Genomic DNA, 12,250 nt, shown 5'->3' on the forward strand with positions numbered 1-12,250 from the left:
AAGTTTATGCCCCACCGCACCCTGCTGCCAAGCCGGACCTCACCCCACGGCATCAAATGGCCGAGAGCCGTTCGCCCCCCCTGGCGCTCTGGCACCTTTCCACGGTAGCGCCTGCACCGTATAAGGCGGCCCATGTCACAAAACCCGCCCCTCCTTCGCCCCGACCTGGCCCGCGCCCAGGTGCCCGACACCCGCCGCACCAGATCTGACGGAACGGCCCAGCCGACCATCGGCATGGTCAGCCTCGGCTGCCCCAAGGCGCTGGTGGACAGCGAGCGTATCCTGACCCGGCTGCGCGCGGAAGGCTATGCGATCAGCCCCGATTATCAGGGCGCGGATGCGGTGATCGTGAACACCTGCGGCTTCCTCGACAGCGCCAAGGCGGAAAGCCTGGAGGCGATCGGCGAGGCCCTGCAGGAAAACGGCCGGGTGATCGTGACCGGCTGTCTGGGGGCGGAACCCGAGTATATCACCGGGGCGCATCCGAAGGTGCTGGCCGTGACCGGCCCGCATCAGTACGAGGCGGTGCTGGATGCCGTCCATGCCGCCGTGCCCCCCGCACCGGACCCGTTCATCGACCTCCTGCCCGCCTCGGGCGTGAAGCTGACGCCGCGCCATTACAGCTATCTGAAGATTTCCGAAGGCTGCAATCACAAGTGCCGCTTCTGCATCATCCCCGACATGCGCGGCCGTCTGGTCAGCCGCCCGGCCCATGCCGTGCTGCGCGAGGCGGAAAAGCTGGTCGAGGCAGGTGTGAAAGAGCTTCTGGTCATCAGCCAGGACACCTCGGCCTATGGGGTGGACCGCAAGCACGACCTGTCGCCGTGGAAGGGCGGCGAGGTCCGCGCGCACATCACCGACCTCGCGCGCGAGATGGGCAAGCTCGGCGCCTGGGTGCGGCTGCACTACGTTTATCCCTACCCCCATGTGCGTGACCTGATCCCGCTGATGGCGGAAGGGCTGGTGCTGCCCTACCTCGACATCCCCTTCCAGCACGCCCATCCCGACACGCTGAAACGCATGGCCCGCCCGGCGGCGGCGGCGCGGACGCTGGACGAGATCGCCGCGTGGCGCGCCATCTGCCCCGAGCTGACGCTGCGGTCCACCTTCATCGTCGGCTATCCGGGCGAGACCGAGGAAGAGTTCCAGACTCTGCTGGACTGGCTGGACGAGGCGCAGCTCGACCGGGTCGGCTGCTTCCAGTACGAGAACGTGAAGGGCGCGCGGTCGAACGACCTGCCGGACCATGTGGCCCCCGAAGTGAAGCAGGAGCGATTTGATCGCTTCATGGAAAAGGCGCAGGCAATTTCGGCGGCGAAACTTGCCGCGAAGGTTGGCAAAGTGCTATCTGTGATCGTGGACGAGGTGGACGACGAAGGCGCCACCTGCCGCACGATGGCCGACGCTCCCGAGATCGACGGCAACCTTTTCATCGACGAGGGCTTCGACGGCCTCGCCCCGGGCGACATCGTGACCGTCGAGGTGGACGAGGCCGGCGACTATGACCTCTGGGGCCGACTGGTATAGACCCATTGACAGGCGGGGGCCACGGCCCATCTTGCTGCCCAGCAAAACCCAGCAGGAGCGCCACATGCCCAGCACCCCGATTGTCGCCGCAACCACCCCCTTCAAGGTCGAGGTCGAGGAAGGCAAGTCCTACTTCTGGTGCGCCTGCGGCAGATCGGCGCGTCAGCCCTTCTGCGACGGCAGTCACAAGGATACGGGCATTTCGCCGTTAAAGTGGACGGCCGATGCCTCCCGTACGGTGTTCTTCTGCGGCTGCAAGCAATCGGCCAAGGCCCCGATGTGCGACGGGTCGCACAAGTCCCTCTGACCCCCGACCGGTCGCTTGGCCCGGATGCGTGACCCACTGTCGCAGGCTCTGGCCGGCGTACCCCGCAGGGCCATGTCCCAGCCCATGACCGATGAAACCCGTGTTCTCTACAATCAGGATTGCCCTATCTGCCGGTTCGAGATCGAGGCCTATCGCCGGCGCGCCGGGTCTCTGGGATTGCCGATCCGGTTCGAGGGTCTCGACCAGGCCGAGGACTGGGGCCTGACCCCCGACCAGGCTGCCGGGCAACTGCACGTCCGGCAGAATGGCCGCGTCCTGTCTGGGATTGAGGCATTCCGGGCACTCTGGTCGGCCCTGCCGGGCTGGCGCTGGCTTTCGCGGGTCTGTGGCTGGCCCGTGATCCGCCCCTTTTCTGAGGTGCTTTATGCGCGGATCGTCGCGCCGGCCCTTTACCACGCGCATCTGCGCCGGCAGCGACGGCGCCGCTAGCCCACCAGCACCACCCCCCAGGCCACCCCTGCCGCGATGGCCGCCAACGCCACGCAGGCCGAGCCGCAGTCCTTGGCCTTCTTGGCCTTGGGGTGCACCTCGGCCGAGACGAGATCCACAACCTCTTCGACGGCGGTGTTCACCAGTTCCGCCGCCAGCACCAGCAGCCCCAACGCCAGGACCAGCGCCCGCTCGCCCGGCGTCAGGTCGAGGGAAAACGCTGCCGCCGCGGAAAGCACATTGGCCAAAGTCCATTGCCGCAGCGTCTTTTCCGTTGACCAGGCGGCGCTGAAGCCTTGCCATGACCAGAGCACCGTATTCGACAGCCGCCGCAGTTCGCCGCGGATAAGATCGCGCATGAGATCCCCCTTCACCCCGGCGGCAGCCTAGGCCGCTGGCCCTGCAGGGCGCAACCGGATCAGCCCTGGAAAGCGAAGCCCGGCGGATAGCTGTGGAAGCCGTCGAAATCCGCCTTGCCCAGCGGCACCCCTGCCGCGCGCAAGGCCGCATAGCCCATCGTCAGATGAAAGAAGAAGTTTGGCAGACCGTAAAGATACAGGAATTCGGTCCCGGTCTGCTGCAATTCGGCAAAGCCTGCGGTGTGGCGGATGATCCTGTCCTCGGCTCCCGCGAACTCGGCGGGACTCATGGCGCCCAGCATGGCGCGGGCTACTGCCAGCCTTGGCCCCAGCGCCTGCGGCAGGTCGGGCACCTCGCGCCCGGCCAGGGGGCAGGCGATGCGCAAGCTGAAACCCGCGGCCGTGGCGAACTGCTGGCTGGCCGGGAAGGCATCGGCGATGCGCGCCTCCAGCGCCTCGGGCCCTGCCTTCTCGACCATCGCGGCCACGCGGGCCAGGTAGTGCCGGAAGACGGGGACCGAGGCGTGATACATCACGCCTCCTTCGGCAGGACGCGCAGGCGCAATTCACGCAGCTGTTCGTTGGTCGGCTCGGATGGCGCGCCCATCATCAGATCCTCGGCGCGCTGGTTCATCGGGAACATGATGACCTCGCGGATGTTCTGCGTATCGGCCAAAAGCATCACAAGCCGGTCAATCCCCGCCGCGCAACCACCATGCGGGGGCGCGCCATACTTGAAAGCCTTGACCATGCCGCCAAAGCGCTTTTCCACCTCGTCCCGGCCATAACCCGCGATTTCGAAGGCGCGATACATGATTTCGAGCTTGTGGTTGCGGATCCCACCCGAAATCACCTCGTAGCCGTTGCAGGCCAGGTCATACTGGAAGGCCAGCACCTTCAGCGGATCGCCGTTCAGCGCCTCGAGCCCGCCCTGAGGCATCGAGAAGGGGTTGTGGCTGAAGTCGATCTTCCCTTCGTCGGTCTTTTCATACATCGGGAAATCGACGATCCACGCAAAGCGGAAGCAGTCCTTCTCGGTCAGCCCCAGCTCCTCGCCGATCACGTTCCGCGCCTTGCCGGCGATGCCCTCGAAAGCCTCGGGCTTGCCGCCCAGGAAGAAGGCCGCATCGCCCTTCTCCAGCCCCAGTTGCAGCCGGATCGCCTCGGTCCGCTCCGGCCCGATATTCTTGGCCAGGGGGCCAGCAGCCTCCATGCCGCTGCCATCCTCGGCCTCGCGCCAGAAGATGTAGCCCATCCCCGGCAAGCCCTGCTGTTGCGCGAATGCGTTCATCCGGTCGCAGAACTTGCGGCCCACGGGCTCGCCCGACGGCCCCTTGGGCGCGGGGATCGCGCGGACCTCGTTGCCCTCCTGCTCCAGCAGTTTGGCGAAGATCGCAAAGCCCGAGCCGCGGAAATGCTCGCTCACGTCCTGCATGCGGATCGGGTTGCGCAGGTCGGGCTTGTCGCTGCCATACCACTTCAGCGCATCCCGATAGGCGATGCGCGGCCAGTCGGAATAGACCTTCCGGCCCTTGCCGAAGGTCTCGAACAGGCCCTGGATCACCGGCTGGACGGCCGCGAAGACGTCGTCCTGCGTGACGAAGCTCATCTCGATGTCCAGCTGGTAGAAGTCGGTCGGCGATCGGTCGGCGCGCGGGTCCTCGTCGCGAAAACAGGGGGCGATCTGGAAATAGCGGTCGAAACCAGCCACCTGGATCAGCTGCTTGAACTGCTGCGGCGCCTGCGGCAGGGCGTAGAACTTGCCCGGATGCAGGCGCGACGGCACCAGGAAGTCGCGCGCGCCTTCGGGCGATGAGGCGGTGATGATCGGTGTCTGGAACTCGGTGAAGCCCTGGTCCCACATCGCATTGCGCAGCCAGCGCACCACGTTCGACCGCAGCATCATGTTCTGGTGCATGCTGTCCCGGCGCAGGTCGAGGAAGCGGTAGGTCAGCCGCGTCTCCTCGGGGTATTCGGTGTCGCCGAAGACCGGCAGCGGCAGTTCTTCGGCCGGGCCCAGGACTTCGAGGTCGGTCACATAGACCTCGATCTCGCCGGTCGGGATCTTGGGGTTCACCAGGGCGGCGTCGCGCGCCTTGACCCGACCATCGACGCGGATCACCCATTCGGCCCGCACCTTTTCAAGTGCGGCGAACGCCGGGCTGTCGCCATCGCACAGGATCTGGGTAATCCCGTAATGGTCGCGCAGGTCGATGAACAGCACGCCGCCATGATCGCGCACCCGGTGGACCCAGCCCGACAGGCGGACGGTTTCGCCCACATGGGCCTTGTTCAGCGCGGCGCAGGTGTGGCTGCGATAGGCATGCATCGTCGTTCCCCTTTCCAGGGCCACCAATTCCATCGCGCCGATACACCCTGCCCCGCGCCGCAAGTCAACCCCGCCGCTCCGGCCCCGCTGCCTGCCATTTCCAAAAATACTCTTCGGGGGTCCGTAGCGCGATGTACCCCCTGCGGTCTCACCCGGGAAACCGGGCTGGAACAAGCCCCCGCAGCGCGTTGCCAACCCAGAGCCGCACCTTCGGCAGATCGTCTGCCAGCAGCACCTCCTCCGGGACGCCAAGCTCGGCGCGCAGCACCCCGGGCAGCAGGCCGCAGGCCACCGGCGGCGTGCGCATCCCCTGCCCGCGGTCGAAGAAGATGGTCGTGATCGTGCCCTCGCAGACCTCGCCGCGCTCGTTCAGGAACAGCACTTCATCCACGCCTTCGGGCAGGGCGGCGCGGGCCGCGTCATAGACCGCGCGCCGGGTCGATTTCACCCGCAGCCAGGGATCGTCCGACCGCAGCCGCGCCCTGGCCAGCCCCAGCCGCCAGTCCGGTTTCGCCGGCGGCAGAGCGGACACCTGCCATTCCACCCGCCCCGCCCGGTCAAGCGTCAGCCGCAAGCGCGCAGGATGATCCGGGCCAGAGGGCGCCACGTCCGGGCAATCCCAGCCCAGAAGCGCCGCCGACCGCTGCAGCCGCGCCAGATGCAGTGGCCAGCGCGGGGCACGCAGCCCGTCCCACAGCACAGTCTCGATCAGCTTCAGTCCGGGCGCACCGCCGCCTTCACGAAGCGCGCCTTCCACAGCGCCTCCTCCCATTCGCCTTCGGCGGTGGAGCCATGCGTCAGCCCCCCGCCCACGTTCATCACGATCCGGTCGCCCGTCACCGAGAGCGTGCGGATCGCCACCGAGAAATCCGCGTCGCCAGAGGGCGACATCCACCCCACCGCGCCGCAATAGACGCCGCGGGCATGGGGCTCGACCTCGCGGATGATCTCCATCGCGCGGATCTTCGGGGCGCCGGTCACGCTGCCGCACGGGAAAAGCGCCGTCATCAGGCCGGGCAGCGTCGCCGGCCCTTCCAGCACGCCTTCGACGGTCGAGGTCATCTGGTGGACGGTCGAATAACTCTCGATGGCGTAAAGCGCCGGGACCTTCACCGTCCCCACCTTCGACAGGCGGCTGATGTCGTTGCGCAGAAGGTCCACGATCATCAGGTTCTCGGCCCGGTCCTTCTCGGCCCCGCGCAATTCGGCGATGATCGCCGCATCCTCGGCCGCATCACGCCCCCTGGGCCGGGTGCCCTTCATCGGACGGGTGACGATCTTGCCCTGTCGGACCCGGAAGAACAGCTCAGGGCTGCGCGACACCACCACCGGCCCTACGCCCAGATCGACATAGGCCCCGTGCCCCACCGCGCCCGTGCGACGGAAGGCGCCATACAGCCCCAGCGCCGTTCCCGACATCAGCCGCGCCTGCATCGGGAAAGTCAGGTTCACCTGATAGCAATCCCCTGCCGCGATATAGTCGAACACCTTCCGCGCCGCGTTGCCATAGGCCCGGCGGCTGACCAGCGGCTCGGGCGCGGTCATGGCGGTCGCGCGCCCTTCCTCTGCCGCCTGCGCCAGAACCCGGTCGGCGGGCTCGGGTGCATCAAAGACGCCCAGCGCCAGCAGCGGGCCGGGGCGGCGGCGCGGCATCAGGCCTGCCAGCTTCGGCTCCAGCGCATAGCCTGCCTCATAGGCCACATAGCCCGCAATCCAGGCCCCCTTTGCCCGGGCGGCCTCGGCTTGGGCTAGGGCTCGGGCGACGTCGCCCGGCGCACGGGCCGCGATGACCTTGCGCGGCGCCCGAAACAGCGCCGGTTTGCCGCCAGGTCCATGTTCCAGAAGGATCACCGCGCGCGCCCCCAAGGTCTTCGCGCCCCAGATAGGCCGATCCCGCCCTGCGCGCCAGTGGCTTTCCCGACACCGGGGCCCGGCTTTCCGACCCGTCAGATCGGGTCGCCCGCCGTCGCGCGATACCAGCGCACGATGGCGGCGCGTTCGGCCGGTTCCATCCAGCTGACGTTGCCCGGCGGCATGGCATGGGTCACGCCGGCCTGAAGATAGATCCGCCGCGCCTCGTGTGCAATCTGGGCCTCGGTTTCCAGCACCACGCCCTTGGGCGGCCAGTGCAGCCCCTCCCAGGCCGGTTCGGCCGCGTGGCACATCGAACAGCGGCCCTGAACGATGCCCACCACCTCGTCGAAGCCTTCAGCCGAGGCCAGCTGCAGCGCCTCGCCCCGAAGTGCGGCCTCCTGGGGCGGAGTCTGCATCGGCGCGGTCGAAAGCCAGGCGATGACGAGGAACAGGATCACCGTCACCCCCCAGGTCCAGTGCGGATTGCCCTTGCGCGCGTGGCGGGTGTTGAACCAGTGCCGGATCGTCACACCCATCAGGAAGACCAGGCTGGCGATGACCCAGTTCCACTGGGTCGCAAAGACCAGCGGATAGTGATTGGACAGCATCAGGAAGATGACCGGCAGGGTCAGATAGTTGTTGTGGGTGGATCGCTGCTTGGCAATCTTGCCATATTTCGGGTCGGGCTTGCGGCCAGCCTTGAGGTCGGCCACCACGATCCGCTGGTTCGGCATGATGATGAAGAAGACATTGGCCGACATGATCGTTGCCGTGAATGCCCCCAGATGCAGCATCGCCGCACGGCCACTGAAGACCTGCGTGTAGAACCAGCTCATCCCCACGAGAACGACGAACAACGCCACCATCAGCACATTCTGGTCGGCGTTCACGAAAACCTTGCACAGGGTGTTGTAGGCCACCCAGCCGAAGGCCAGCGAGGCCATCGAGATGCCAACCGCCTGCCAGACCTGAAGCTCCATCACCGTGGGGTCGATCAGGAACATCTCGGCACCCAGATAGTAGACCAGAACCAGAAGCGCGAAGCCCGACAGCCAGGTGAAATAGCTTTCCCATTTGAACCAGATCAGGTGGTCCGGCATGGCGGCGGGGGCCACGAGGTATTTCTGGATGTGGTAGAATCCCCCGCCATGGACCTGCCATTCCTCGCCATCCGCGCCGCTGGCGAGGTTGCGGTCGCGATGCAGGCCAAGGTCAAGCGCGATGAAATAGAAGCTGGACCCGATCCAGGCGATGGCGGTGATGACATGCGTCCAGCGGACCGCGATTTCCACCCATTCCCACAGGACCACCCAGTCATACATCGCGGCCTCCCTTCGTTGTGCCGAAACGCTATCCCGGCGCGGACCTTTCTGTTAATCCATCGAAAGCCCGCATCACTTTCAAACCGTGCCGAACAATGTCCTATGTCAACAACATCCGCATGTTCGTCCGCGTCTATGAATTGGGCAGCATGTCGGCGGCGGCGCGCGACCAGCGCACCTCGCCCGCGGTCGCTTCGGCGCGGATCTCGGAACTGGAAAAGCACCTCGGCGTGCGCCTGTTCAGCCGCACCACGCGCAGCCTGCAACCCACCGAGAACGGCCGCATCTTCTATGACGGCGCCCGCCGCGTGCTGGAGGCGATCGACGAGGCCGAAGCCGCGGTGATGGACGTGACGCAGAACCCGCGCGGGACGATCTTTGTCGCGGCGCCCCTGGGCATCGGGCGGCGCTTCATCGCGCCCAGGGTGCCCGCCTTCAAGGACCTCTACCCCCAGATCGACGTGCGCCTGCGCCTGTCCGACCGGGGGATCGACGTGGTGGCCGAAGGCATCGACGTGGCCTTTCACCTTGGTCTTCTGGAGGATTCCACGCTCAAGGTCCGCACCATCGCCGACTGCCCCCGCGTCCTCTGCGCCGCCCCGGCCTATATCGCCCGGCGCGGGATGCCCGCCGATGGCGCGGCGCTGGTGACCGGGCGTCACGACTGCCTGAACCTGCGCTTTCCCGGCGCCAAGGAGTTCCAGTGGACGCTCGTCACCCCCGAAGGCCCGCGCCGGTTCGAGATCACCGGGCCGTTCGAGTCGGATGACGGCGACGTGCTGACCGGCTGGGCGCTCGACGGGCGGGGGATCGTGCTGAAGCCGCTGTTCGAGGTGGCCGATCACCTGCGGTCGGGCGCGCTGGTGCCCGTGGCCACCGCCACGCCGCCCCTGCCGATCCAGCTGTCCACGCTCAGCCAGCACCGGCGGCTGAAGGCCCCCAAGGTCCAGCTCTTCACCGATTTCATGGCGGCGCAGATCAAGGAGGACCTGCGCCGGGCCACCAGGGCCGACTAGGGGTCACTGCCGCTCGTCTCGAAGCGGCGCCGCGACCCTGACCGGCCCGAAGATCCCTACATTCTTCGGGTGCCGCGCCCAGGCCCAGGCGATTGCCAGTGCCACCACCGCCCCGGCCACGAGGTCGATGAAGTAATGGCCGCCATAGACCGGGGTCGAGGCGATCATCACCGCCGCGTAAAGCGCCGTCGGAATCACCAGCCAGCTTCGCCAGGTCGCGGCGACCATCAACAGCCTCGCCGCCGTATGGAAAGACGGGAAGGTGACCAGCCCCGGCAGGTTTCCCAGCACCAGTTCGACCGGCGCACCGCTGCGCAGGCGCTCCAGCGAGGTCAGGTGGTATAGCCCCGGCTCCAGCGGAAAGGCGGAAAGGTCGGCACCGGCGCCAAGATAATAGTCCACGGCGGCGCGGGCCGGAAACAGCGCCCCCGAGAGCGTGCAGAAGACGGCCGTGAAGGTGAAGGTCTCGAGAAAATAGATCGAACGACGGGGGTGCGAGAACAGGCACAGCAGCAGATAGGCCAACAGGCTGAGAAAGGTCAGCGAGGTATAGGACTGCGCCATAAGTCCGCGCCACAGCGGACTTGAGCCGACCCAGTCGAAATAGGCTGGCCAGTCGAGCCCCAGCGCCGCGTCCCAGCGGGCCAGAAGCTCATCGGCCAAAGGCAAGGCCAGGGCCATCGTGGTGTGGTTCAGAAGCCGGATGACGTCCCAGGCAAGGATCAGGAAGGCCAGGCCGGATGCAAGCAGGATCAGTCGCGAGGCGACCGGATGGTCATGGTCGAAACGCCACAGGACCAGGACGACAAGCCCGACCAGAACGGCGACAGCCGTCATGGTCGAAAGCGGCCCGCGTGGATCAAGAAAGGTCGGCCCGACCGCCAGCAGAACCGCCACGATCAGGCAAGAGACCAGCAGACACAGAAGCGCAGCACTGCCGGGCATCAGATGCCGTGCCGCGGCCCACTTGCGCACATGCTGCATGACAGGGTCCAAGAACGCCGTTCCTGCATGGGGATCGGCCGGCGCACGGAACCCCGCACGCCGACCGCAAGGGTCGCGCTTACTGGATGCGCTGGCCGTTGACGTAGAGCTCGAAGCCTTCCTTGGCCTCGATCTTCGAGGTCAGTTCGTCCGGGTTCGCGCCGGGAGACATGAAGGCCCCCATCATCATCCGCGCACCCATCGCGTCTTCATCGGCCATCAGGCCTGCCGCGATCAGCCCGTCGATCAGCGCGTTGGCCCCGGTGATCGAGACATTCGCCTCGCCGAGGGGCATCGGAATGCCCATCGAGTTGTCGAAGGTGAAGGCCCCGGTCCCGGCCAGCGCCGCGCCCGCGACCTTCAGGCCAAGCTCGGTGATGTTCAGCGTCTCCAGCGCCGGAACGGGCGGCTCGGTGCCCTTTTCGCTGGCCTCGATCATCCCGATGAAGTCGAGTTTGGTCTTGCCCGTGATATCGACAGCCAGATCCGCGGCATCCCGCTTCAGCGCACCGGCAGGGTCGATCAGCGCCCAGGCTTCCTCGTTCACGCTGAACTGGCTCAGCTTCATCACAAGCCCGTACTCGCCCGCCGTTTCGGTCGCGATCACCGGTGAGGTCAGGCCGAACCGGATCGGTCCCGAGGTCACCCTGACCGGGGTCGGCATGGCATCCGAGGTCACGTCCAGCTCAAGCCCGGCCCCGGAGGACTGGATGTCGAAGGTGTCCTTGTTGAACATGAGTGATGCATCGCCCCCACCGGCCTTGATGGCCATGTTCATCGGGAAGTCCGGGCTTTCCTGGCTCATCGAGCCATTCGAGTCGCCCTGCCTTGTGGTCACTGTCAGCGCCAGACCGTCCTGCAAGGCCGCGCCGAAGACGGAAGGCTCATTGGCCGCAGCCAGCGAAACCGATGCCGGCAGGGTCAGGCCCAGCGTCAGCTCGACCCCGTCGGTTTCGCTTTTCGTGGTCTGCTTCATCTGCATCATCGGGTCATCCACCGCCGTCTCGTAGGCCAGCTTGTCGGCCTTCAGCGTCAGTCCGAAGTTGCGGTTGGCACCCGGCCTGTCGGAATAGCTGCCGGCAAGACCAGCAAAGCCGAAGGTGCCCGCAGATTTCACGTCCTGCGCGGGTGTCTCGTCGAAGGAATAGCCCGGCGTGACGGTATCGTAGACGACATCCAGCTTGTCCGCGCCGAAATCGTAGACCAGGCCATTGCCGTCCTGGCGGGCAGTCAGCGCCAGGCCTTCATGGACCAGCTTGAAAGACCCGCTGCCGTGGTCGGACCATTCTGCCCCGATGTCGGCGCCAGGCACGATCGAAACCGATCCGTCCCCGGCCTCGGTCAGCACCATGTCGGAAATCGTGAACGCGGGGCCGCCGGGGGGTGCGATGGAAATTCCGTTCAGCGTAAGCTTGCCGCCATCCTTGTTCTCGGTGGCGGCCTTGACCTCCAGGCCGACCATGGCGGCTGCATCCTGCCAGGATTGCCAGACCTGATCCGCCGTCAATGCAGCGTGGGCGGTCCCACCCATGAGAAATGCAAATGCCGGGACAGCAAATGAAGTCGTTCTAAGAAACATGCGGTTCTCCTTTAACCGAAGCAGGCGACCCCATTACCAAACCCTGTCTGGGGTCGAACCGCAAGTGACCCTTTCACGACCACTTCCCGGGTATCGGTCGACAAGGGTCATGACCCCCGGTAGGTCGAATAGCCGAAGGGCGAAATCAGCAGCGGAACGTGATAGTGCTGGCCTGCATCCGCCACACCGACGCGGATCGGGATTTCGTCCAGGAACAGGACTCCTTCGCCCGCCTGCCCGCTGGCCCGCAGGTAGTCGCCTGCCGAGAAGACCAGCTCATAGCCGCCCGCCGTCAGATCGGCCCCCTCCAGCAGTGGGCCATCGGTGCGCCCGTCGGAATTGGTGACGACCTCCTTCAGCTTGTGGCGTTCCTGCCCGGACAGACGGTAAAGCGCGATCCTCACCCCGGCTGCGGGCGTTCCCCGCGCGGTATCCAGCACATGCGTCGACAGCCGTCCCATAACTTCCTCCGTTTGCGCCCATCACAGCATGAAAGCGGTGAGCCCGCGACCCTGCATTGCAC

The 12,250-nt window shown here is 66.3% G+C and carries 13 protein-coding genes; 4 read left to right on the top strand and 9 right to left on the bottom strand.

All coding sequences use genetic code 11. From position 1 onward, the window contains the following. The first annotated feature begins 132 nt into the window (after nucleotides 1-132). The 3 genes from rimO to EYB42_RS07610 all read left to right on the top strand — a co-directional run bounded on the left by rimO (nucleotide 133) and on the right by EYB42_RS07610 (nucleotide 2,284). Nucleotides 133-1,527, top strand: coding sequence for a 30S ribosomal protein S12 methylthiotransferase RimO (gene rimO / locus EYB42_RS07600; protein ID WP_135449292.1), 1,395 nt, complete (start codon nucleotides 133-135; stop codon nucleotides 1,525-1,527). Between the two features lie 64 nt (nucleotides 1,528-1,591). After that, on the top strand, nucleotides 1,592-1,834 hold the full coding sequence (locus tag EYB42_RS07605; protein WP_135449294.1) for a CDGSH iron-sulfur domain-containing protein: 243 nt from the start codon (nucleotides 1,592-1,594) through the stop codon (nucleotides 1,832-1,834). A gap of 84 nt (nucleotides 1,835-1,918) precedes the next feature. Then, nucleotides 1,919-2,284: a thiol-disulfide oxidoreductase DCC family protein gene (locus EYB42_RS07610; protein ID WP_240784024.1), complete on the top strand. Its 366-nt coding sequence runs from the start codon at nucleotides 1,919-1,921 to the stop codon at nucleotides 2,282-2,284. Here EYB42_RS07610 and EYB42_RS07615 read toward each other — a convergent pair. The 6 genes from EYB42_RS07615 to EYB42_RS07640 form a co-directional block, all read right to left on the bottom strand. Then, nucleotides 2,281-2,643: a diacylglycerol kinase gene (locus tag EYB42_RS07615; protein ID WP_135449297.1), complete on the bottom strand. Its 363-nt coding sequence runs from the start codon at nucleotides 2,641-2,643 to the stop codon at nucleotides 2,281-2,283. The two genes, EYB42_RS07610 and EYB42_RS07615, sit on opposite strands and share 4 nt — an antisense overlap. A 59-nt stretch (nucleotides 2,644-2,702) precedes the next feature. Continuing rightward, complete coding sequence (locus EYB42_RS07620; protein WP_135449299.1) at nucleotides 2,703-3,176, bottom strand: DUF1993 family protein; 474 nt, start codon at nucleotides 3,174-3,176, stop codon at nucleotides 2,703-2,705. After that, on the bottom strand, nucleotides 3,176-4,972 hold the full coding sequence (aspS, locus tag EYB42_RS07625) for an aspartate--tRNA ligase (protein ID WP_135449420.1): 1,797 nt from the start codon (nucleotides 4,970-4,972) through the stop codon (nucleotides 3,176-3,178). Before aspS ends, EYB42_RS07620 begins: the two co-directional genes overlap by 1 nt. Nucleotides 4,973-5,120: 148 nt before the next feature. Further along, nucleotides 5,121-5,729 (bottom strand): aminotransferase class IV family protein, encoded by a 609-nt coding sequence (locus EYB42_RS07630; protein ID WP_394346487.1) that lies wholly within the window; start codon nucleotides 5,727-5,729, stop codon nucleotides 5,121-5,123. Further along, entirely contained in the window at nucleotides 5,687-6,823 is a 1,137-nt protein-coding gene (locus EYB42_RS07635) for an aminodeoxychorismate synthase component I (RefSeq protein ID WP_135449303.1), read from the bottom strand. Before EYB42_RS07635 ends, EYB42_RS07630 begins: the two co-directional genes overlap by 43 nt. 95 nt (nucleotides 6,824-6,918) lie before the next feature. Beyond that, a complete protein-coding gene (locus tag EYB42_RS07640) occupies nucleotides 6,919-8,148 on the bottom strand; it encodes a urate hydroxylase PuuD (RefSeq protein ID WP_135449305.1) in 1,230 nt (409 codons plus the stop codon). Nucleotides 8,149-8,243: 95 nt separating this feature from the next. Here EYB42_RS07640 and EYB42_RS07645 point away from each other — a divergent pair, with 95 nt between their 5' ends. Then, entirely contained in the window at nucleotides 8,244-9,164 is a 921-nt protein-coding gene (locus tag EYB42_RS07645; RefSeq protein ID WP_135449307.1) for a LysR family transcriptional regulator, read from the top strand. A gap of 3 nt (nucleotides 9,165-9,167) precedes the next feature. Here EYB42_RS07645 and EYB42_RS07650 read toward each other — a convergent pair whose 3' ends face one another. The 3 genes from EYB42_RS07650 to uraH form a co-directional block, all read right to left on the bottom strand. After that, entirely contained in the window at nucleotides 9,168-10,160 is a 993-nt protein-coding gene (locus EYB42_RS07650; RefSeq protein WP_167850960.1) for a phosphatase PAP2 family protein, read from the bottom strand. Between the two features lie 67 nt (nucleotides 10,161-10,227). Beyond that, nucleotides 10,228-11,610 (bottom strand): DUF2125 domain-containing protein, encoded by a 1,383-nt coding sequence (locus EYB42_RS07655; protein ID WP_167850961.1) that lies wholly within the window; start codon nucleotides 11,608-11,610, stop codon nucleotides 10,228-10,230. A gap of 224 nt (nucleotides 11,611-11,834) precedes the next feature. Then, nucleotides 11,835-12,188 (bottom strand): hydroxyisourate hydrolase, encoded by a 354-nt coding sequence (gene uraH / locus EYB42_RS07660; protein WP_135449313.1) that lies wholly within the window; start codon nucleotides 12,186-12,188, stop codon nucleotides 11,835-11,837. Between the last annotated feature and the right edge of the window lie 62 nt (nucleotides 12,189-12,250).

The organism is Tabrizicola caldifontis, from assembly GCF_004762095.1.
GTDB lineage: Bacteria > Pseudomonadota > Alphaproteobacteria > Rhodobacterales > Rhodobacteraceae > Tabrizicola > Tabrizicola caldifontis.